Origin of the sequence: Streptomyces sp. NBC_00316, assembly GCF_036158715.1 — a bacterium.
Lineage (GTDB): Bacteria > Actinomycetota > Actinomycetes > Streptomycetales > Streptomycetaceae > Streptomyces.
This window is the reverse complement of the sequence record NZ_CP108023.1, coordinates 822,371-844,238: the sequence shown is the minus strand read 5'-3', so window position 1 is coordinate 844,238 and position 21,868 is coordinate 822,371. Positions and strand designations below refer to the sequence as shown.

The 21,868-nt window shown below is 71.1% G+C and carries 19 protein-coding genes; 4 read left to right on the top strand and 15 right to left on the bottom strand.

Annotated features, from left to right (window positions below; genetic code table 11):
- Nucleotides 1-223: 223 nt before the first annotated feature.
- The 6 genes from yicI to OG878_RS03860 form a co-directional block, all read right to left on the bottom strand.
- Complete coding sequence (yicI, locus tag OG878_RS03885) at nt 224-2,581, bottom strand: alpha-xylosidase (RefSeq protein ID WP_328885427.1); 2,358 nt, start codon at nt 2,579-2,581, stop codon at nt 224-226.
- Nucleotides 2,578-4,011, bottom strand: coding sequence for a GH1 family beta-glucosidase (locus OG878_RS03880; protein WP_328885426.1), 1,434 nt, complete (start codon nt 4,009-4,011; stop codon nt 2,578-2,580). Before OG878_RS03880 ends, yicI begins: the two co-directional genes overlap by 4 nt.
- A gap of 10 nt (nt 4,012-4,021) precedes the next feature.
- Entirely contained in the window at nt 4,022-4,846 is an 825-nt protein-coding gene (locus OG878_RS03875; RefSeq protein WP_443049053.1) for a carbohydrate ABC transporter permease, read from the bottom strand.
- Between the two features lie 5 nt (nt 4,847-4,851).
- A complete protein-coding gene (locus OG878_RS03870; protein WP_328885425.1) occupies nt 4,852-5,811 on the bottom strand; it encodes a carbohydrate ABC transporter permease in 960 nt (319 codons plus the stop codon).
- A gap of 10 nt (nt 5,812-5,821) precedes the next feature.
- Complete coding sequence (locus OG878_RS03865) at nt 5,822-7,057, bottom strand: sugar ABC transporter substrate-binding protein (protein WP_328885424.1); 1,236 nt, start codon at nt 7,055-7,057, stop codon at nt 5,822-5,824.
- Between the two features lie 78 nt (nt 7,058-7,135).
- A complete protein-coding gene (locus tag OG878_RS03860) occupies nt 7,136-8,179 on the bottom strand; it encodes a LacI family DNA-binding transcriptional regulator (protein WP_328885423.1) in 1,044 nt (347 codons plus the stop codon).
- Nucleotides 8,180-8,675: 496 nt separating this feature from the next.
- Here OG878_RS03860 and OG878_RS03855 point away from each other — a divergent pair, with 496 nt between their 5' ends.
- Complete coding sequence (locus OG878_RS03855; RefSeq protein WP_328885422.1) at nt 8,676-9,311, top strand: LysE family translocator; 636 nt, start codon at nt 8,676-8,678, stop codon at nt 9,309-9,311.
- Between the two features lie 310 nt (nt 9,312-9,621).
- On the opposite strand, the gene OG878_RS03850 is transcribed toward OG878_RS03855, so the two are convergent.
- Genes OG878_RS03850 through OG878_RS03840 form a run of 3 tightly spaced genes read right to left on the bottom strand, consistent with a single transcriptional unit; the run spans nt 9,622 to nt 12,046 of the window.
- A complete protein-coding gene (locus OG878_RS03850; protein WP_328885421.1) occupies nt 9,622-10,032 on the bottom strand; it encodes a RidA family protein in 411 nt (136 codons plus the stop codon).
- Complete coding sequence (locus OG878_RS03845) at nt 10,029-11,156, bottom strand: mandelate racemase/muconate lactonizing enzyme family protein (RefSeq protein WP_328885420.1); 1,128 nt, start codon at nt 11,154-11,156, stop codon at nt 10,029-10,031. Before OG878_RS03845 ends, OG878_RS03850 begins: the two co-directional genes overlap by 4 nt.
- A 50-nt stretch (nt 11,157-11,206) precedes the next feature.
- Entirely contained in the window at nt 11,207-12,046 is an 840-nt protein-coding gene (locus OG878_RS03840) for a creatininase family protein (protein WP_328885419.1), read from the bottom strand.
- 41 nt (nt 12,047-12,087) lie between these two features.
- On the opposite strand from OG878_RS03840, the gene OG878_RS03835 reads away from it, so the two are divergent.
- The gene (locus OG878_RS03835) at nt 12,088-13,044 is read left to right on the top strand and encodes an ROK family protein (RefSeq protein WP_328885418.1); all 957 of its coding nucleotides are present in this window, start codon (nt 12,088-12,090) and stop codon (nt 13,042-13,044) included.
- An 11-nt stretch (nt 13,045-13,055) separates the two neighbouring features.
- Here the strand turns inward: OG878_RS03835 and OG878_RS03830 are convergent, their stop codons facing one another.
- From OG878_RS03830 to OG878_RS03810, 5 genes are read right to left on the bottom strand one after another with little or no spacing between them, the layout of a single operon-like run.
- Complete coding sequence (locus tag OG878_RS03830) at nt 13,056-13,913, bottom strand: ATP-binding cassette domain-containing protein (protein WP_328885417.1); 858 nt, start codon at nt 13,911-13,913, stop codon at nt 13,056-13,058.
- Nucleotides 13,910-14,746 (bottom strand): ABC transporter ATP-binding protein, encoded by an 837-nt coding sequence (locus OG878_RS03825; RefSeq protein ID WP_328885416.1) that lies wholly within the window; start codon nt 14,744-14,746, stop codon nt 13,910-13,912. The genes OG878_RS03830 and OG878_RS03825 overlap by 4 nt, the downstream gene beginning before the upstream one ends.
- Entirely contained in the window at nt 14,743-15,651 is a 909-nt protein-coding gene (locus OG878_RS03820; protein WP_328885415.1) for an ABC transporter permease, read from the bottom strand. Before OG878_RS03820 ends, OG878_RS03825 begins: the two co-directional genes overlap by 4 nt.
- Nucleotides 15,648-16,655, bottom strand: coding sequence for an ABC transporter permease (locus OG878_RS03815; RefSeq protein WP_328885414.1), 1,008 nt, complete (start codon nt 16,653-16,655; stop codon nt 15,648-15,650). The genes OG878_RS03820 and OG878_RS03815 overlap by 4 nt, the downstream gene beginning before the upstream one ends.
- Complete coding sequence (locus OG878_RS03810) at nt 16,652-18,229, bottom strand: ABC transporter substrate-binding protein (RefSeq protein ID WP_328885413.1); 1,578 nt, start codon at nt 18,227-18,229, stop codon at nt 16,652-16,654. The genes OG878_RS03815 and OG878_RS03810 overlap by 4 nt, the downstream gene beginning before the upstream one ends.
- Nucleotides 18,230-18,283: 54 nt before the next feature.
- On the opposite strand from OG878_RS03810, the gene OG878_RS03805 reads away from it, so the two are divergent.
- Both OG878_RS03805 and OG878_RS03800 read left to right on the top strand, forming a co-directional pair.
- On the top strand, nt 18,284-19,132 hold the full coding sequence (locus OG878_RS03805) for an IclR family transcriptional regulator (protein ID WP_328885412.1): 849 nt from the start codon (nt 18,284-18,286) through the stop codon (nt 19,130-19,132).
- Nucleotides 19,129-20,250, top strand: a complete 1,122-nt coding sequence (locus tag OG878_RS03800; protein ID WP_328885411.1) for a serine hydrolase domain-containing protein — start codon at nt 19,129-19,131, stop codon at nt 20,248-20,250. The genes OG878_RS03805 and OG878_RS03800 overlap by 4 nt, the downstream gene beginning before the upstream one ends.
- 77 nt (nt 20,251-20,327) lie before the next feature.
- On the opposite strand, the gene OG878_RS03795 is transcribed toward OG878_RS03800, so the two are convergent.
- On the bottom strand, nt 20,328-21,725 hold the full coding sequence (locus OG878_RS03795) for an MFS transporter (protein WP_328885410.1): 1,398 nt from the start codon (nt 21,723-21,725) through the stop codon (nt 20,328-20,330).
- Nucleotides 21,726-21,868: the final 143 nt, after the last annotated feature.

Sequence of the window (21,868 nt, the reverse complement as noted above, 5' to 3'; positions counted from 1 at the left end):
CAGGCTCCCGGTCCCGGCCTCACGGCCGGGACCGTCCCCTGCGCGCGCCACTCCGCACCCCGTCGTCACCACCGTGCAGCCCATCAGCGCGGTGGTGACGATCACCGCGCGCCTCAGTCGGAGAGCGACCCGGTGCGATCCCCGGGTGCTGTCCTGTTCAGGTATGTCCTCGCCCATGCCGGCGAGGCTAGGGACCCTGACTGCGCGTGCTGTGAGAGCGGCGTTAACTCCCGGTGAGAAGTGCCGCGACCCGGTCCGCGCCTGCCGGGCAGGCCAGCAGCGTGCCGAGCCCGGTCCGCTCCACGGACACGGACGTGGTCGCGGACGAGTCGTCGGCGAGCTCCGCCTCTGTTCCCACCAGCAGCACCCGCCAGGGCCCGGGCGCCCCCTGCGCCTCGATGGTGATGGCGTCGCCCTCCCGCCGCGTACGGAAGACCGCGGCCGTTGCGTCGGCCGCCGAGCCGTCCCGGGCCGGGATCCGCGTGACCGTCGTGGCGCCGTCGGCCGGTGCGTGGACGCGCAGCGTCACACCGTGCGCCCAGTCGTAGACCGCCGCGTCGTCGCTCTCCCCGAACGGGATCACCGAGCCGGGCCGGGCGAGCAGCGGCAGACTGTCGAAGCCGTACCGCTCGCGCCGCCAGCCGGGCCCCTGGATCCGTTCGCCCGAGAGCAGATGGGTCCAGGTGCCGTCCGGCACGTAGTAGTCCACGACGCCGTCCTCGGAGAAGACGGGGGCGACGAGCAGATCGTCGCCGAGCATGTACTGCCGGTCGAGGGTGTGACAGGCCGGGTCGTCGGGGAACTCCAGCACCATGGCACGCATGACCGGTGTGCCGCGCTCGGCCGCCTGCTGGGCGGCGCGGAACAGGTACGGCATCAGCCGGTGCTTGAGGCGGGTGAAGTCGCGGGTGACCGCCACCGCCTCCTCGTCGTAGTCCCACGGCACGCGGTACGACTTGCTGCCGTGCAGCCGGCTGTGCGACGACAGCAGGCCGAACTGCACCCACCGCTTGAACACCTCGGGCGTGGGTGTGCCCTCGAAGCCGCCGATGTCATGGCTCCAGAAGCCGAAACCGGACAGACCGAGGGAGAGACCGCCACGCAGCGACTCGGCCATCGCGCCGAAGTGGGACTCGCAGTCGCCGCCCCAGTGCACGGGGAACTGCTGGCCGCCCGCCGTCGCCGAGCGCGCGAACAGCACGGCCTCACCGGCGCCCCGGGCCTCGCTCAGCACCTCGAAGACCGTCTCGTTGTAGAGCTGTGTGTAGTAGTTGTGCATGCGTTCCGGGTCGGAACCGTCGTGCCACACGACATCGGTGGGGATGCGCTCACCGAAGTCGGTCTTGAAGCAGTCGACACCCTGCGCGGTGAGCGCGCGGAGCTTGTCCGCGTACCACTCCCGGGCGTCCGGATTGGTGAAGTCCACCAGGGCCATGCCCGCCTGCCACAGGTCCCACTGCCAGACGTCGCCGTTCGCCTTGCGCACCAGGTAGCCGTTCCGTTTGGCCTCGGCGAACAGGGCGGACTTCTGGGCGATGTAGGGGTTGATCCACAGCGAGATGCGAAGGCCCTGGTCCTTGAGCCGGCGCAGCATACCTTCCGGGTCCGGGAAGACGTCCGGGTCCCAGGTGAAGTCGCACCACTGGTACTCGCGCATCCAGAAGCAGTCGAAGTGGAAGACACCCAGCGGGATGTCGCGCTCCGCCATGCCGCGGACGAACCGGTTCACCGTCGCCTCGTCGTACGAGGTGGTGAAGGAGGTCGACAGCCACAGGCCGAACGACCACGCCGGCGGCAGCGCCGGGCGGCCGGTCAGGGCCGTGTAGCGGTCCAGGATGTCTTTCGGCGTGGGGCCGTACACCACGAAGTACTCGAGCGACTGGTCCTCGACGCTGAACTGCACCCGGCCGACGGACTCCGAGCCGATCTCGTAGCTGACCTTGCCGGGGTGGTTGACGAAGACGCCGTAGCCCCGGTTGGTGAGGTGGAAGGGCACGTTCTTGTACGCCTGCTCGCTGGCGGTGCCGCCGTCGGCCTGCCAGATGTCCACGGTCTGGCCGTTCCTGGTGAACGGGGTGAAGCGCTCGCCGAGTCCGTACACCAACTCGCCCACACCGAGGGAGAGCTGGGCCACTGAGTGGTGACTTCCGTCGCCGGTGACCGCGAAGCCTGTGCCGCGGGCATCGGCCGAGGTGAGTGTGCGTCCGTCGGCGGTGAAGTCGAGCCGCCAGGGAGCCGCGGTGTCCACGCGCAGGGACAGTTCCCCGGCCGTCAGCTCCAGCAACGAGCCTTCCCGGGTGACCTTGGCGGTGTGACCCGGGTCGGTACGCAGCGCGAAGTCCGGGCCGCGCTCGGCCGCGCCCGCGTGGTGGGTGGAGCGGACGCCGATCACGCCGTCGGCGGGGGACCAGCATTCGACGGTCAGCAGCGGGCTGTTGAGGGTCTGGCCGCGGGTCTCTACGCGCCGCACGGGGGCGTAGAGGGTGACGCGGCCGTCGTCGACCTGCGCCTCGGCGACCTCGGCGGCGTACGACGCCTGGACGCCCTCGCGCATCAGCCAGTAGCCGTCGGTGAACTTCATCGGGGGTCCTTACCAGGGGTCGTACGGGGGGTGGCGCCGGTGGCGCCACCGGTGGTGGTGCGGTCGCGGTGGGCGGAGATCAGCTGCCGGTACCAGTGGTAGCTGTCCTTGGGGATGCGCTCCTGGGTGTCGTAGTCGACGCGGACGATGCCGAAGCGCTGGCCGTAGCCACGGGCCCATTCGAAGTTGTCCAGCAGCGACCACACGTAGTAGCCGCGTACGTCGACGCCCGCGTCGATGGCGGCGGCGAGGGCGTCCAGATGGCTGTGGAGGTAGTCGATCCGGTCGGTGTCGCGGACCCGGCCGTCGGCGTCGACGGTGTCGGCCTCCGCCGAGCCGTTCTCGGTGATCAGCAACGGCGGCAGGCCGGGGTAGCGCTTGGCCAGGTCGACCAGCAGGTCCGTGAAGGTGTGCGGGACGACGGGCCAGCCCATGGTGGTGTGCCGGACGTCGTCGCGCCAGGTCTCCTCGGCCCGGACGTCGACCGCCGTGCGGCTCGCCGGGTCCGGGTCGCGGTACGGGGCATCGGCGACGGTGATCGGCCGGTAGTAGTTGATGCCGGTGAAGTCGAGCGGAGCGGCGATGAGCTCGAGGTCGCCCTCGCGCCGGTAGGAGCCGTCGGCGAGCTCGCCCCACGTCTCCGCCTCGTGCTGCGGATAGCGTCCGGCGAACAGCGGCTCGAACCAGACGTCGTTGTGCAGCGTCTCGACACGGCGTACGGCAGCCAGGTCGGCCGGCGAACCGGTGGCGGGCAGCAGCCGGTCGGGGTTGAGAGTGATCCCGACCTCCCGGGCACCCGCCTCCCGCAGCGCTCGTACGGCCAGGCCGTGGCCGACGAGCAGGTGGTGGGCGGCGGCCAGAGCGCCGCGGCCCTCGCGGGCGCCCGGGGCATGGCCCCCCGCCGCGTAGCCGACGAAGGCGCTGCAGAACGGTTCGTTGAGGGTGATCCAGCGGTCCACCCGGTCACCGAGCCGGTCGGCGACCAGTCCGGCGTACTCGCCGAAGCGTTCCGCCGTATCGCGCACCCGCCAGCCGCCCCGGTCCTCGAGCGCCTGGGGGAGGTCCCAGTGGTACAGGGTGGCGGCGGGGGAGATGCCGGATGCCAGCAGTTCGTCGACCAGCCGGTCGTAGAAGTCCAGGCCCGCCGCGTTGGCAGGGCCCGTTCCGTCGGGCTGGATGCGCGGCCAGGCGACCGAGAAGCGGTAGCTGTCCACGCCAAGGTCGCGCAGCAGCGCGACGTCCTCGCGGTAACGGTGGTAGTGGTCGCAGGCGATGTCGCCGGTGGCGCCGTCGGCGACCCGCCCGGGCTCACGGCAGTAGGTGTCCCATATGGACATCCCTCTGCCGTCCTCGTCGTACGCGCCTTCGATCTGGTAGCTCGCGGTGGCGGTTCCGAAGAAGAAGCCGTCGGGGAACTGGGGAAGACTCATGGGCCAGGCCTTACTTGATCGATCCGCCGGTGATTCCGGCCGCGATGTACTTCTGGGCGACGACCAGCAGAATTGCGGCCGGTACTGCGGAGAGCACGGCGGTCGCCATGACCGCACCCCAGTCGCTGACGTGCGCGCCGACGAACTGGTAGATGCCGAGCGTGATCGGCTTGACGTCGTCCGTGGTGTTCAGCGTCAGCGCGAACATGAAGTCCGACCAGGCGAACAGGAACGTGAACAGCCCGGCCGTGATGAGGGCGTTGCGGCTCATCGGCAGCACGATGCGGACGAACGCGGTGAAGCGGTTCGCCCCGTCCACCAGTGCGGCCTCGATGACCTCGCCCGGGATGGACACCATGAACGCCCGCAGCAGGACGATCGCGAACGGAAGGCCGAGCGAGGCGTCCGCGAGGATCAGCCCCAGATAGGAGTTGACCAGGCCGAGTTCCGCGTAAGCGCTGTAGAGGGCGTTGGCGATGACGATGCCCGGCACCATCTGCGTGATGAGCGTGGTGAAGACGATGCCCTGGCCGCCGCGGAGCCCGAACTGGGCGAGCCCGTACGCGGCGGGCGCGGCGAGCGCCAGACAGACGACGACGGCGCCCAGCGCGACGACGAAACTGGTGAGCAGCGAACCACCCTGGGTGCTGATCGCCGCGTCGAAGTTCTTCAGGCTCGGCGAGGTGGGGATCCACTGGGTGGCGGCGATGCTCGACTCGGGCTGGAGTGCGGTGTTCAGCATCCAGTAGACCGGGAAGAGCAGCACGGCGAGGATCAGCAGCGCGGCGGTGGTGTTCCACGCCGAGCGGAGGCGGAGACGGTTCGTCGGGATCACTCGGATCACTTCCCCTTGCCGAAGTCGGCGCGGTTGGCCCGCAGGTAGAGCACGGCGAAGACCGCACTGATGAGGATCAGGACATTGCCCACGACGGCGCCCTGGCCGAAGTCGAGCTGGAGGAAGGACAGCTGGTACGTGGCGGTGCCCAGGGTCTGGGTGGAGTCCGCGGGCCCGCCCGACGTCAGCGCCAGGATCAGATCGAGGATCTTCACCGTCGACATGAAGCCCAGCACGAGCACGACGGTGACCACCGGGCGCAGCATCGGCAGAGTGATGCTGCGGAAGGTACGCCATGCGCCGGAGCCGTCCAGGGACGCGGCCTCGTACAGCTCGCGGGGAATCTCCTGGAGACCGCCGTAGAGGATGACCATGTTGAACGGGATGCCGATCCAGATGTTGACCAGGATCGCCGAGAGCAGCGCCACGCTCGGGCTGCTGAGCCAGGGCACACCGTCCTGGGAGACCAGGCCGACCGCGTGCAGGGCGCTGTTGAGCATCCCGTGGTCCTGGTCGAGGATGCGCCGCCAGACGACCGCGGAGACCACCATGGGCACCAGCCAGGGCAGCAGCAGGAGGGCGCGCACGAATCCGGAGAGCCGGAAGCGGCGGGAGAAGAAGACGGCGAGGGCCAGGCCGATGGTGAACTGGCCGAGCAGCGAGCCCACGGTGAACAGGGCGGTGTGCCAGAGCGCATCCGTGAACAGCTGGTTGGCGAACACGGCCCGCCAGTTGTCCAGGCCGTTGAACGGGGCCTCGCCGGTGAAGTAGGTCTTCGGCGTGAAGTGCTGGAAGCTCATCACGATGTTGCGGACGAGCGGGTAGCCGAAGAAGAGCGCCATGTAGGCGAGTGCGGGGGCTACGAACAGCCAGCGGAGCAGGCTGCGGCGCATCGGTGTCCGGCCGGCGGCGGCCGGTGCTCCGGTGGCGGGCGCGACGGGCGCGGTCGAGGTGATCGTGGTCATGGCCGGTTCCTCACTTCCCCGCCGAAGCCTGCTGCTGGGCCCGGTGCAGGGCCCGTTCGGGACTGGTCTGTCCCGTGAGCACCGACTGGAAGGCGCCCGCGAGCGCGTCTCCCACAACCGGCCATCCCGTGCCGACCTTGGCGGTGCGGGAGCGGGCCGTGGTGACCAGGTCGGCGAAGGCGGCGAGCTTGGGGTTCTGGGTCGCGTACGCCTTCGCGGCGTCCGCGCGGGTGGGCACGTTGTTGACGGACTCGCCCCACTGGAGCTGGTTCTTCTCCGTGTTGAGGCAGTTGAGGAGCTTCCCCGCGTTCTTCTCGCGGGCCGGGTCGTCGTTCTTCGGCACGGCCATGACGGTTCCGCCGATGGGAGGCACCGCGGCCTTGCCCGCCTCGGGCACCGGGATGCTCGCCACTGCCCAGTCCACGTTCTTCTGGGCGCTGAGCACCGGCACCTGCCACGGTCCGTTGATCATCATGGCGGCGCGGCCGGCGATGAACTGGTCGTTGACGTCCTGCTGGTTCCAGTTGACGACGGACTTCGAGCTGGAGCCGTCCGCCACCAGGTCCTTCCACAGCTGAAGGGCTGCCTCGCCCTTGCCGTTGTCGAGCCGGGCCTCGTCACCACCGCCGGACCAGAAGAACGGCAGGAACTGGTACACCCCGTCCGCGTTGGGGCTTGCGCTGAAGGCCATTCCGTACGTATCCCCGGCAGTCAGCTTCTTCGCGGCGGTCCGCAGCTCGTCCCACGTGGTGGGCGGCTCGATGCCCGCCTGCTTCAGCAGCTTCGTGTTGTAGATCAGGGCGAGGGAGTTGACCGAGCGGGCGATCCCGTACTGGGTGCCCTGGTACGAGCCGAGGGAGGTGGCGCTCGCCGAGAAACCGGAGGTGTCGACCCCGGCGTCCGCGAGCGGCCGCAGGCCCTCGGTCTGCGCGAACTGCGGCAGCTCCGATCCGTCGAGCTCGAGAATGTCGGTGAGCGAGTGGGACGACGCCATGCGCAGTGCCTTGGAGGCGACCTGGTCGGCGGGCACGCTGATCTGCTCGACCTTCAGTCCGAGAGGCGTGCCGCAGCGGTCGAAGAACCGCTGATTGGCGCTGTGCTCGGCGGTGTCGGTCGCGGAGTTGAGCACGGTGACGGTCCCGGGCTCGGGTTCGGCGGCGCATCCGGTCAGCCCCAGCGCGAGGGTGCTGCAGGCGATTGTCGCGACGAGTATCGCGATGGGTTTGCGCCCTGTGCGGGACGGCATGATCGGTTCTCCATTACATGTGCGGCTCTGAACATGTGGGGGGTGGGGTGCGCGCGGGCCGCGCGGTCGGTGGGCGGTTCAGTTGTGCACCGCCGACGGGGCGATGGCGGGGCCGGACGCAGCCATCCGGGGCTGAATCAGACGGTGGGGGGCTGGGGGAGTCCCGGCCGAAGGCGGCACCGGGGCAGGGGAGTCGGCGACGATCGCCTCGACCGCCAGCCGGGCCACGGCCGTGGACATCTCGGCGACCGGCAGCTCGATCCGCGGCAGGTTTCGCAGGGAAGGCTCGTCCGGGAGGCTGCCGACGAGAACGACGGAGAGGTCGTCGGGCACCCGCAGTCCGGCCGCGGCGACCGTGTCCAGCAGATGCGGGAGCAGAATCAGGTGCTGGACGACCAGTGCGGTCGGTGCGGGGTGCGCGGTCAGTGCCTCGTGCAGCCGCCGGCCGAGAACGTCCGGGTCGCGATGCGACGGGAGTACCCGCACCTCGGCCCCGGTCTCGGCGGTGGCCCGCCGGGCGCCGTCGAGACCGCGCAGCGCATAGCCGCGCCGGGCGGCGATCTCGTGTTCCGCGGAGGAGAGGAAGACGATCCGCCGGTGGCCCGCCGCCGCGGTCTCGCGAACGGCCAGGGCGACGGCAGCCTCCCAGTCGAGGTCGGTCCAGGGCAGCGCCGCGTGGTCGTCATGGCCCAGCAGCGCCGCGGGGAAACCGAGCTTGCGCAGGACGTCGATACGCGGGTCGCGCTCCTCGACGGCCATCAGCACAGCCGCGTCCGCGAGCCGGCTGCGGGCCACCCGGCGCAGCCCGTCGACACCGTCCGGATCGGTCATGAGCAGCACGTCGTAGCCGTGGCAGCGGGCGGCGTCGGTGACGTCGATGGCGAACCGGCCGTCGATGGCCCGGTACGTGCCCGGCGTGCGCGGCACCGCCAGGGCGAGCACGTTGGTGCGGGAACTGCGCAGGGTGCGCGCACTGGCGCGCGGGTGGTAGCCGAGCTCGTCGATCGCCGTCTGCACCGCGCACCGGGTGTCCTCGGAGATCTTGCGGGAGCCGCTCAGGACGTACGAGACGGTGCTCGGCGCCACACCTGCCCGCTCAGCGACGTCCTTGATCGTGGCCATGTCTGCCCGCCCGTGTTCTCCGGGGCCCCGGTCCGGTAGCCCGTCCGTTGCCATCGTCGATTCATCGAATCGATTCGATGAATTGGCGTGACTCTAAGCAGAGCCGGACCGCCAAGGCAATAGTTTTCGGTTGATCGGTTCGCGACACTTTTTGCTCGCCGTGGCGCACGACCGGCACCCGGAGCGCAACGGCAACGGGCAGGGTCCGCCCGTCCGTGCGGCCGGCAACGGTGGCCCCGGCCGCACGCAGGACCGCGCCTGTGGCGCAGCCGGCATCGGCGGAGAGCGACCGGGAGACGCCGTCGTCCGGGGACGATGCCCCGTGGATCCAACCGGCCCGCAGCCGAGACGATTCCCGACCGTGGGGCACAGGAAGGCCCCCTGCGGTTTTCAGCGCCGGGAACAGCGGGTCCGGGCGCGGTGCCGGTGCGCAGTGATGCGCGGAACAGCTGCTTCCGGCCTACGACATGCGGTTTCGTGTATAGGCTGGCCTTCCATGGCGACAAGCACCGCGCTGTGGTCCTTCGCCCTGGTGGTAGGACTCCTCACTCTCACTCCCGGCCTCGACACGGCCCTCATCCTGCGCACCGCCGCTCTGGGCCGGCGCACCCGGGCCTGGGGTGTGGTCCTGGGCATCCAGACCGGCACCCTGATCTGGGGCACCCTGACGTCGCTCGGCGTGACCGCCCTCCTGACCGCCTCGCACCTCGGCTACGAGATCCTGCGCTGGGTCGGCGCGGCCTATCTGCTGTGGATGGCCGCCCGCATACTCCGGGACACCTTCCGCGGCCGGTATGCCGGCCTCGAACCGGCCCAGAACCTCACCGGCGCCGACACCCTGTCCGGCGGCTGGCGCCAGGGAACCCTGACCAACCTCCTCAACCCCAAAATGGGCGTCTTCTACGTCGCGGTCCTGCCCCAGTTCATCCCCGAGGGTGCGCCTCACTTCTCGATGGGACTGCTGCTGACCGCCGTCCACATCACCTTGGGCATGATCTGGTCCGGCATCCTTATCGCCGGCGCGACCGCCCTGGGTGCCTGGCTGCGCAAGCCCCGAGCCCGCAAGATCCTCGACCGCGTCACCGGCACCGTCATCGCTGCCTTCGCTCTGCGCCTTGCCCTGACGGACTGAGGCCATCTCCCTTGGGATGGAGCGGAGTTCGGCGGATCGTGAGTGAAGCCGGTGGCGGAGCCGGATCGAGGCGAGGGTGGCCATGCCGTCGCGAGGTGCCCGGTCCTGCCGTGCTCACCGGCGCTCACAGACCATGCTGTCCGCCGTTGTTTGTTCAACTCCCCTGCCCGGCTGACTGATCATTGTTTGATGTACCATCAGAAGTGCCACGAGACAGTCGACTTGGCCCGGACTGATCCGCGAGGACCGTTCGCCCTCGTACGTGAGAAGGGCCCGCACAGCACTCGGTGCTGTGCGGGCCCTCGGCTGTTCAGGCGGCCGGGTCCGGCGCCGGCCGCAGAGCGACGACGTCGATCTCCACCAGGATGTCCATGAGATCGGACCCGACGGTCGTGCGCACCGGGCGGGGGTCGCCGAAGTGCTCGCGGTAGATCCGGTCGAAGCCGGCGAAGTCGCGGTGCACGTGCTGGAGATGGACCGTGGCCTTCACCACGTCATCCAGGCCGAGCCCGGTAGCCTCCAGTACGGCGCCCAGATTGCGCAGCACCTGACGGGTCTGCTCCTCCACGGTTCCGGCCACCGCGCCGGTCTCCGGGTCCTGGGGGCCGAGACCCGAGGTGAACACGTACGGGCCCGCGACGATCGCCTGGCTGTACCCGCCGACGGGAGCGGGCGCCCGCTCGGTGGTGACAGCGCGGCGCGCTGTGGCGTGGGTGGTCATCGCGTCAGGTCTCCCTCGCGCTCGTTGACGTCGGCGTAGTGGCGCAGCTTGTCCTCGTCGACGGTGACGCCGAGCCCCGGGCCCGTGGGGACCGTCAGGCGTCCGTCGCGCAGCGTCAGCGGCTCGATGATGTCGTCGGCGTGCAGGTAGTACATGGAGTCGATGGCGCGCGACAGCACCGGGGTGCTGGCGACCACGGCGAGATGGGCGGCGGTGGCGATGCCGAGCTCCCCGCCGCTGTGCAGGTTCATGCCCAGGCCGAAAGTCTCGCAGTGGGCCGCCAGCGCCTTGGTCGGCGCGATGCCGCCCCACTTGTAGACGTCACCGTGGATCACATCGACGGCTCCGAGCCGGATCGCGGGTGCGAAGTCCTCGAACCGGACCACGCACATGTTGGTGCACAGCGGGATGCGGACCTTGGAGCGGACCTGGCTCATGCCCTCGATCCCGGAGCACGGATCCTCCAGGTACTCCAGATCCAGCTCCTCCAGCGCGATGCCGGCGCGCACCGAGTCGGGTACGGACCACGCCGCGTTCGGGTCGACGCGCAGGCTCACCTCGGGGAGGGCCGCGCGCAGCGCCCGCAGGATCGCCACGTCGCCCTGCACATCCGTGGTGCCTTTGAGCTTGACGGCCTGGAAGCCGCCTTCGCGTACCACCCGCTCCGTGTGCTCGGCGAGGGCGCGGGGCAGGTCTGCCGGGCCGGCGCCGGGGGCGTCGGCCCGGGTGATCAGCGCGGTCAGCGGGACCTCGTCGCGCACGGGACCGCCCAGCAGGTCGGTGACCGACTGGCCGGTGGCCTTGCCCATGACGTCCCAGCAGGCCACGTCGAGAGCGGCGAGCGCCGCGTAGCCGAGGTAGCCGTAGAAGAACGGCACCATGTGGTGCCTGCGATGGAAGGCCTCGAGGGCGAACGGACTGGTTCCGATCAGGTCCTCGGCGAGGTTGCGGACGATCGCGGCCACGGGGCGGCCCCACATCGTCTCGCCCCAGCCCTCGACGCCGGCGTCGGTGCGGATGCGTACCACCGTGCGGGTCTCGCCGGTCTTCGTCTCGAAGGAGCTGGTGAACGGGTTGAGCAGGGGCAGGTTGACGACGTGGACTTCGACGTCGGTGATCTTCATGCGGTTCTTGTTCCTCAGGGTCACGGCCGCCTGGGGCGACGCGGGATGGGTCACGCGGTGGGGCGGGTGGCGGCGTCGAAGGCGAGCACGGCGCGGGCGAGGCCGCGGGCGCAGCGGTCCAGGAGGCGCGCGCCGTCATGGGCGTCGGCGCCCGCGGCGTCGTCGGTGGCACCGCCGACCCGCTCCCACTCGCCGTGCCGCTCGACGGTCAGGCCCGGGTACGGAGGCCGGTCGAACAGCGGTGGGGGTTCGACCGGCGGCTGAGCGGGACGCTCGGCCCGCACCAGCTCCGGGCGCGCGGCGAGCATCAGCGAGGTCTCGAACCAACCCGCGTGCCCGGGTACCAGCGCCGCCCGGTCCGCCGCCTCGTGCGCCGGTTCGGCGACGCCGTCAGCGTCGGCGGCGCTCGCCCCCTCGTCCTCGACCGTGTCGACGAGTGTCCAGTACGAACACGCGGCCGCGGTCACGTCGGCGCGCAGCGCGAAGCGCTTGACGGCGAGCCGCACGATCTCGTCGTTGCCGCCGTGCCCGTTGACGACGAGGACACGGCGGTGGCCGCAGGCCGCGAGGGAGTCGAGCAACTCGTCCAGCACCGTACCGAGCACCGGCGCGGACAGCGTGAGCGCGGCGGCGAAGAGATGGTGGGGGCTGTGCCCGTACGGCAGTGTCGGCAGCCGGACGAGGTCGGGCACGGCGTTCCCGGCGCCCGCCTGCCCGTCCAGCAGGCGCAGGGCGCGGTCGACCACCGCGTCGGCGAGCATCGTGTCCGTGCCCATCGGCAGGTGCCCGGCGTGCTGCTCCTGCGAGCCGATCGGCAGGATCGCGATGGCATCGGGTGCCGCCGCGCGCGTCTCGCGCCAGGTGGTCTCGGTCAGGTTCCGGTGGGTCATGCCGCTGCCTGCCCGGATCGGCGGCATGACAGAGTCGGCGCATGGTGCATGAACGTTTTCCTTTGCGGTTGGTTCCCGATCCGGCGCCGGATGCCACGGCAGGTCGGGACGTCGGTGTGCTCGGCGCCGTCGAGGTGCTGCCCGGCAAGGTGCGGGCCGCGCTGCTCGCGCGCACCGGTGTGGTGCTGGACCGGGCGGAAGCGTTCTTCGACGTGCGCCACGCGTCCTCGGCCGGGGTGGACGTGGCGCTGGAGCGTGTCGCGGCGGTGTTCGCCGGACATGCTGTGGTGGGTGTGGGAGTCGCCGCGGCCGGTGTGGTGGATCCGGACGCCGGACGCATCCTCGAGGTCAACGACGCCCCGGCGCTGCGCGGCTATCCCGTCGCCGACCGGCTGGCGGCGCTGGTGCGCGCGCCGGTGCGGGTCGAGCACCGGGCCAGGGTCCAGGTGCTGGGGGACCGCTGGTTCGGGGCGGGACGCGGGCGTCGCTCCTTCGCGTCCGTGGCCACGGGTGAGGTGCTCGGGGTGGGCATCCTCTACGACGGTGAGGTCCTGGCTCCCGCAGGAGGGCGCAGCGGCGCGCACATGACGGTCACGGCCAGCGGCGAGCAGTGCACGTGCGGGCGGCGCGGTTGCTGGAAGACCGTGGCCACCACCCGCTGGCTGCGGAGCCGGGCCGCAGAGCGCGGACTGGCCCCTGAACTCGCTTCGCTGGGCGCACTCACGGCGTCGCGGGAACCGGCCGCGCGGGAACTGGTGGCACAGTACGCCGAGAACCTGGTGCTGGGCCTCGCGACGGTACAGCAACTGTTCGCGTGCGGCCTGTTCGTGCTGCACGGGGAGGCCCTCGACGGCGGCGAGCCGTTCCGGGCACTCGTGGAGGCGCGCCTGCGGGCCGATGCCCTGACCGGCACCGCGACACCGACCGTGGTGCTGGGGGACGCCGCGGACACCGGGGCACTGCTGGGCGCCGCGGGCCTCGTCCTGTCGGGGCGGTAGGGAGTACGGGGTCATGCGGGAGTGTTCTCCGCACGCTCGGACGTCACGACGGCGGTGCGCCGCGACCGCGACGGGTCGGGCACCGGCACCGCGTCCAGGAGGCGCCGCGTGTAGGGGTGTTCCGGTGCGCTGAACACCTGCTGGGCGGTGCCGGTCTCGACGATGCGGCCCTGGCGCATCACCGCCACCCGGTCGGCGATCTGCCGTACGACCGCCAGGTTGTGGGAGATGAAGAAGTACGTGAGCCCCAGGCGCTGTTGAAGGTCGGCCAGCAGGTCGAGGACGCGTGCCTGCACGGAGACGTCGAGCGCGCTGGTCGGCTCGTCGAGCACGACCATCCGCGGTTCGAGGGCCAGTGCACGGGCGATCGAGATGCGCTGCCGCTGCCCGCCGGAGAACTCGTGCGGGTAGCGGTCGACGATGTCGGCGTCGAGGCCGACGGCGTCGAGCAGCTCGCACACCCGCTCGCGGGTGCGGGCCCGGCCGCGACGGCCGCGCGCCCATGCCTCATGGGTGACGAGCGGCTCACCGACGATGTCCGCGATCCGCAGCCGCGGGTTCATGCTGGAGTACGGGTCCTGCAGCACGACCTGGATCTGGCGGCGGAACGGGCGCAGGGCCGCGTGGTCCAGGGACAGCAGATCCGTCCCGGCGAACCGCACACTGCCCGATGTGGGCGGCAGCAGCCGCAGCAGCAGGCGTGTCAGGGTCGTCTTGCCGCAGCCGGACTCCCCGACGAGGGCGAAGGTCTCCCCCTCCGCGACGGTCAGACTGACGTCGTCGACCGCCACGCTCGGCGGCTGCCCGGGGAACTCCTTGCGCAGGTCCCGGATTTCCAGGAGCGGTGCGGCGGTGCGCGTGCTGGTCATGCGACGGGCTCCAGTCGGGGGGTGGCGTCGAGCAGACGGCGGGTGTAGGGCGCGGCGGGACGGGCGAAGACCTGTTTCACGTCCCCGGTCTCCACCACTTCGCCCCGGCGCATGACGACGACGCGGTCCGCGGTCTCCGCGACGACACCCAGGTCGTGGGTGATCAGCAGCACGGCCATCCCGTGGCGGTGCTGCAGCCGGACGAGGAGGTCGAGGATCTGCCGCTGGACGGTCACGTCGAGGGCCGTGGTGGGCTCGTCGGCGATCAGTACGCGCGGGCGTGCCACAAGCGCCGAGGCGATCATGATGCGCTGGCGCAGGCCGCCGGACAGCTCGTGGGGGTACTGGCGGAAGCGGCGCTCGGGGTCGGGGACGCCGACTTCGTCGAGCGCGGTGAGCGCGGCCCGGCGGGCTTCGGCCCGGGTGTGGTCGCCGTGCAGGCGCAGCACTTCGGTGATCTGGTGGCCCACCCGCTGCAGGGGGTCGAGGCTGGTCATCGGGTCCTGGAACACCATGGAGATCTCGGCGCCGCGCACCCGGCGCAGCTGCCGTTCGGTCAGTGTCAGAACGTCGCGGCCGTCGAGCAGGATCCGGCCGCCCGCGTACACGCACGGCGGCTCGGGGTTGAGGCGGAGCGCCGACAGGGCCGTCGCCGACTTGCCGCTGCCGGACTCACCGACGACGGCGAGCGTTTCGCCTGCCGCGACGGACAGGTTCACGCCCCGGACGGCGTGCACGGTGGATCCGGAGAGCCGGAAGTCGACGCGCAGGTCCTGGAACTCGAGAACAGGTGTGGCGGCCGGGGCGGCCGAGGTCTCTGAGGTGGGGGTCATCGGCGGTACGCCTTCGGGTCCGCGACGTCGCGCAGGGCGTCGCCGGTGATGTTGATGGCCAGGGACGTGAGCATGAGGGCGACGCCGGGGAACACGGCGATCCACCACGAGGTGCCGAGGTAGAGCTGTCCGTCGGCGAGCATGCCGCCCCAGGTCACGGTCTCCTTGGGCACGCCGAGCCCGAGATAGCTGAGGGATGCCTCGGCGACGACGGCGGCGGCGATGTGCAGGGTGCCGATGGTGGCCAGCGGGGCCAGCACGTTCGGCAGCAGATGCCGCCGCATGATCGTCAGGTGTCCGACGCCGATGGCATGGGCCTCGGTGACGAAGTCCCGCGAGCGCAGCGACAGTACTTCGGACCGTACGACGCGGGCGTACGAGACCCAGCCGGTGATGCCGAGGACCAGGATCACGTACCACAGGCCGGAGCCGACGAAGCCGACCACCGCGAGCGCCAGCAGGATGGCGGGGAAGGCGAGTTGGACGTCGGCGACACGCATCGCGACGCGGTCCGTCCAGCCGCCGAAGTACCCGGATGCGAGACCGACGGTGGTACCGATGGTGCCCGCGAGCAGGGCGGCGCCGGCGCCGACGAGCAGGGACACGCGGGTGCCGTAGATGATGCGGGACAGCAGATCGCGGCCGAGCTGGTCCGTGCCGAGGAGGTGTGCGGCGCTGCCCCCGGACTGCCACGCGGGCGGTTGCAGCCGGCCCAGCAGATTCTGGGCGTTCGGGTCGGCGGGCGCGATCAGCGGCGCGCACACGGCGCACACGATGATCACCGCGAGGAAGGCGAGCGCGGCCAGGGCGAGGCGGTTGCGCAGCAGGGCGCGCCACACTGCGGGCCGCGGTACGGCGGTCGCTGTGTCGTCGACGGCGGGCGCGGGAGCGGTGGTTGTGGTCATCGGGAGTTCCTCACCCTCGGGTCGAGGAGGCCGTAGGACAGGTCCACGAGCAGGTTCACCACGACGAACGTGGCGGCGAACACCAGCACCGTGGCCTGCACCAGGGGGAAGTCGCGGTTGGAGATGGCCTGCACGGTCAGCTGTCCGATGCCGGGCCAGGAGAACACCTGCTCGGTGAGGATGGCGCCGCCCAGCAGGCTGCCGACCTCGAGGCCGACGACGGTGACGACCGGCAGGGAGGCGTTGCGCAGCCCGTGGGTGAGGACGGTGCGCACCGGACCGAGGCCGCGGGCGCGTGCCGTGCGGATGTGGTCGGAGCCGAGCACGTCGATGAGGGACGAGCGCAGCAGCCGGGCGACGACGGCGACCGAGTAGATGGAGAGCGTGACGGACGGCAGGACGAGGTGGGCGAACGTCCCGTAGCCGGAAGCGGGCAGGGCGTGGAGTCCGACGGCGAACACGAGGATGAGCAGGATGCCGACCCAGAACGGCGGCGTGGACTGGCCGAGCAGCACGACCGTGATGACGCTCCGGTCGGCGGCCCGTCCGCGGCGCATCGCCGCGAGGATGCCGGCGGGCAGTGCGATCAGCAGCGTGACGACGAGGGCGCCCGCGGCGAGCAGCAGGGTGGCCGGGACGCGGTCGGCGAGAACCTCCCGCACCGGCTGGTTGTAGAAGAGCGAGGTGCCGAAGTCGAGACGCGGCAGGCCCCACAGGTAGTCGAGGTACTGCGTGATCAGCGGCCGGTCGAGCCCCAGGTTGTGCCGCAGCACGCTCTCCTGCTCGGCCGTCGCGTCGGGCGGCAGAATGACCTTGATGGGGTCGCCGGAGAGCCGGACCAGGAAGAACACGACGGTCGCGGTGCACAGCAGCACGAGCAGCGCCGTGCCTAGGCGCGTGGCGACCGGGCGCAGCAGGGCCGCGGCCCGCCCGGCACGCGCGGCGGCCGTCGGTCCTGGGGCGCCGTGGTTGTCGGGTGCGGGAACGGTCAGGGAGTCGCTCATGAGCCGGAGACCTCCGCACTCGCCATGTCCAGGACGCCGGCGGCACCGGGCGTCCAGCGCGGCCGGCTGTTGTGCACGTAGATGTTGTCGATCTGGTAGAGCGGCACGAACGGCGCCTCGGTCTTGATGAGTTCCTGCAGTCGGGAGAAGGCACGGCGGCGCACGGCCGGTTCGACGGACAGCTCCTCGGTGTCGACGAGGCGGTCGGCCCGCTTGTCGTGCCAGCGGCTCTGGCGCCGGTCGCTGCGCACGTTGGACTGGAGCATGCTCTCGCCGTCGAGGGTCCACACCGTCGAGGCGGCCAGGTACATCGGGCCGAGAGCCCCGTGGTTGTTCGAGGTGAGGCGCTGGGAATAGGTGCCCGGGTCGAGCAGGTCGACCTTTGCGTGCACACCGGCGCGGGCCAGCAGCCCCGAGATGGCCTCGGCGACGTTCGCGTCGACATTGGAGGCCGTCAGCGTGGTGGTGATGCCGTTCGGGTGGCCGGACTCGGCGAGCAGGGCGCGGGCCTTCGCGACGGAACGCTCGAACGGCTTGACGGACTCGTCGAAACCGAAGGCGCCGCGCGGGATCATCGCCGGGACCTCGGTCGCCTTGCCGCCCAGCACCGCCTTGATCAGCAGCGGTACGTCCACGGCGTGGTTGAGCGCCTGACGTACCCGCCGGTCGCGCAGCGGCCCGGCGGAGAGGGTGTCCAGGGAGAGGTACGAGGTGCGGATCCCGGTGTGGTGGTCGATCCGGACGCCGGGATAGCCGTCGAGTTGCTGGGCGGCGTCGGGGGGCAGACCCGCCACGATGTCGACGCCACCGCTCTGCAGGGCGGCGAGCGCGGAGGACGAGTTGGGGGCGGGGACGAAGACGAGCTCGTCGATTTCCGGGCGTCCCTGCCAGTGACGGTCGTAAGCGCGCAGCCGTAGTTCGTGGTCGCGCTGCCAGTGGCGGAAGGCGAACGGCCCGGTGCCCACCGGGTGGGCGGCGAAGCCCTCGTCGCCCACCTTGTCGAGGTAGCGCGGGGGCACCACGACGCCGCCGAACAAGGACAGCTTGTCGGGCAGGATCGGGTCGTGGACCGAGGTGTGGACGTCCACGGTGTGCGGGTCCACGACGCTGACGCCTTCCACGTAACGCAGCTCGACGATGGGCGACTTGGTGGCGGGGGCCAGCAGGCGCTCCAGGCTGAAGCGGACGGCCTCGGCGTCGCAGGGCTCCCCGTTGTGGAACGTCACACCGGGGCGCAGGCGAAAGCGCCACACGCGGGGCGAGACGGCCTTCCACGAGAGGGCGAGCCGTGGCCGCAACGTGTTGTCGCGGCCCCGCGTGGTGAGCGTGTCGAAGATGTTTATCAGGGCGTTCATCGACGTCATGTCGCCCTGCTTGTGGGGGTCCATGGTCTTCGGGTCCCCGGTCTGTGAGACGCGCAGGACGTTGCCCGCCGAGGCCGCGGGCTGCGTGCCGCACCCGGTGAGCAGGGCCGGGGCGGCGAGTGCGGGCACCGCCAGACCACCGAACCGCAGAGCTGTGCGGCGGGAGAGACCGGTGCGGCGGCCTCCGTCCCCTCCACGTATTCGTTCCATTGGATAACACACCCGTTCCGGTGAATGGAATGCAGTACGGGTAAGCTAGGCGACATGGGGAAACCGGTCAATAGCCGTTCGCAGACGCAGGACTCCACCGCCCCGGCCGCGGCACCACCCGCGCCCGGCCCGGTGGACAAGGCCATGGAGGTGCTGTCGGCGCTGGTCGAGACGGGGGCGCCGCACCGCCTGGCCGACCTGGCCCGACACACCGGGCTCGCCAAACCCACCGTGCACCGCCTGTTGCGCTCCCTCGCCGCGCAGGGCTTCGCCGAACCCGTGCAGCAGGGCAGCTACCGGGCCGGCCCCCGGCTGCTCGGGCTCGCCGCGCGCGTCCTCGACGACGACGCCGCGCTGGCCCTGGCCCGCCCGGTCCTCGCCGAACTGCGCGTCCGCACCGGGCTGTTCGCCTCCTACGCGGTGCGTGACGACCGAACCCTCGTGCACCTGGACGTCCTTGCGCCCGCCCAGGGACTCGGCCTCGACCTGCGCCCGGGATATCGAGAACACCTCACCGCGGGCGGCGCGGGATTCGCGCTCCTGGCCGCCCTGCCGCTCGACGAGACCGACCGCATCCTGGCCGGCGTGGACGACTCCGATACCACCGACGCCACGCGCGCCGCACTGGCCGACATCGTGCGGCGCGGATACGCCTTCGACGGTACGGACGCCTGGCAGGACCGGCGAGCACTGGCCGCCGCGGTACGCGACGGTGCGGGACGGCCCGTCGGAGTGATCGTGCTGACGGGCCTCGCCTTCACTCTCGACGACGCGGCCGCGGAACTCTACGGCCCCATGGTGCGGGCCGCGGCGGGCGCGGTCTCGACGAGCCTGTCCGCGCAGGCGGGCGTGCGGCTCGGCCTGGTCACGGACGCGGGCCGCAGCGCGGGGGAGACGCGATGAGCGGGGGTCGCGCCGAGACGCGGGGGCACCCGGCGGGCGGTGGCGGTGCGGCAGGCCACGAGTCGGCTGCCGAAGCGCCCGGCATCGACAGCACAGCCGCCTCGCTGCGCCGCCGGCTGCTGGACCACGGCCGGGAACGCGGCCTGTACTCGGGCGCCGCCTGGTCGCTGGGCACCACCCAAGGGCCCTACGACCGCGGCTGGTCGGGGACCCGGGCCCAGGACGGGGCGCCCCTGGACGGCATCGATCTGTGGGACCTCGCCTCGGTGACCAAGCCGATCGTGGGCCTGGTGGTCATGGCACTCGTCGAACGCGGCGCCCTGCGCCTCGACGACACCGTCGGCCACCACGTGGACCGCTACCGGGACGGCCCCCAGGCGTCGCTGACCGTGGCACAGTTGCTGGACCACACTTCCGGCCTGCCCGGTGGCGTCCCGATGTACCGGGACCATCCCACGCGCGAGGCGCTCCTCACCGCACTCGGGACACTGTCGCACACCGCCGCACCTGGCACCCGGGTTCAGTACTCCTCCCAAGGCTTCATGCTGCTCGGTCTCATTGCCGAACAGGCCGCGGGCCACAGCCTGGACCGGCTGGTGACGGACCTTGTCTGCACACCGCTCGGGCTCACCGACACCCGTTTCAGGCCGGGGCCGGCCGACCGGGCGCGGACGGTCGCGACCGAGCACTGCCCCTGGCGCGGCCGGACCGTCGTCGGCGAGGTGCACGACGAGAACACCGTGGTGCTCGGCGGCATCGCGGGGCACGCGGGCCTGTTCTCCACCCTGGCGGACATGGAACGGATCGCCCGCTCGCTCCTCGGCGGCGGGCCGCGGCTGCTGGAGCCCGGCACCCTCGCCCTGATGACCGCGCCCCGCACCGACGGCCTGAACCTGCGCCGCGCCCTCGCCTGGCAGGGCCAGGACCCGGTCGGTTCCCCGGTGGGCGACGCCTTCGGCCCGGCCTCCTACGGCCACACCGGATTCACCGGCACCAGCCTGTGGATCGACCCGGAAGCGGGCCGGTACGCGGTCCTTCTGACGAACCGCGTCCATCCCACCCGCGAGGACCGCGGCTTCCCGGCGCTGCGGCGGGCGTTCCACGAAACCGGGCGGTGACGGCGCACCGCCCGTCCGAGGCGACCCGAGCCCTCGTCCAGGTACGACGGGGTGGGCCTGCTCTCAACAGCCCGGGATCAGCGGCCCAGCTGACGCTCCCGTTCGAAGGGTGCCGACGCGCCCCGAGCAACCGCGGCACGGGCGGCCGGGGCGCCTGGGCGCAGGCCGAGTTGCTCGGACGGGGTCCTGTGCGTCTCCCGCGCGGTGATCCCCGTGATGACGGGAGGGATGCACAACAGGGCACTGAACAGGGCCACCGCGGGCCAGTCGTCTCCTGCGGGGCCCGCGATGTGCGCGGCGTACGTCACGGCGAAGCCGGACAGAGCGAACCCGGTCTGAGTGCCGACCGCCATGCCGGACAGCCGGACCTTGGTCGGGAACATCTCGCCGTAGAAGGCGGGCCAGATGCCGTTCGCCGCGCTGTATACGACGCCGAACGTGAGGACACCCACCACGAGAACCAGCGGGAACTGCCTGGTGGAGATGGACCAGAGATACAGGGCCATCATGACCGCGCTGCCGGCCGCGCCGATGAGGTAGACCGGTTTGCGGCCGATGCGGTCGGAGAGGCGTGCCCAGAGCGGAATCGCACCGAGAGCGACGACGTTGGCGAGCGCCCCGGTCCACAGCATGCCCGTGCGGCCGAGACCGACGGAATCGCTGGTGGCGTACGCCAGCGCCCAGACCGTGAAGAGCGTGCTGACCGATGCCACGAGTGCGCCCGCAACGACCCGTAGTACGTCGGCCCAATGGTCCCGGAAGAGTACGACCAGGGGCAGTTTCGCGACGCCTTCGACGTCTGCCTGCTGCGCGAAGGCGGGTGTCTCCCTGAGATTGCGGCGGATGAAGTAGCCCACGACGGCCACAACGGCACTGAGCCAGAAAGGCACGCGCCATCCCCAGCTGAGGAGCTGACTGTCCGGGAGCTGGGTGACGGGGATGAAGACCAGAGTGGCGATCAACTGGCCCGCCTGCGTGCCATTGAGGGTGAAGCTCGAGAAGTAACCACGGTGGTGGGCGGGCGCGTGCTCCAGGCTCATGGAGCTGGCGCTGGCCTGCTCGCCGGCTGCCGAAATGCCCTGAAGGACGCGGAGAAGGACCAGCAGGAGCGGGGCAACGGCACCGATCTCGTGCCGGGTGGGGAGGCAGCCGATGAGAAAGGTGGACACACCCATCATGACAAGTGTGGAGAGCATGATCTTTTTGCGCCCGAGGCGGTCGCCCAGGTGGCCGAGGAAGAGGGCTCCGACGGGACGGGCGGCGTAGGCGACTCCGAAGGTGGCCAGCGACAGCAGCGCGGCGTTGGCCGGATCGGACGTGTCGAAGAAGACCTTCGGGAAGATCAACGCTGCCGCGCTGCCATAGATGAAGAAGTCGTAGTACTCGAGGGCGCTGCCGATCCAGGCTCCCAGTGCCGCTTGCCGGGGCTGGGCCTGAGGGGGAGGGGCAGAGTCAGCTGCTTCGTGGACGGTCACGTCGAACTCCTTTGTGGACGTTCCGTACTGGCCGGGGCGCGGGTGCGGGTGCGGACGTGCTGAGGGGAATCCACGATGGATCCGGCCCGTGGACGCGAGGTGAATGCGACGTCAGGTAACGCACTAGATAGTTCATTGAGGGG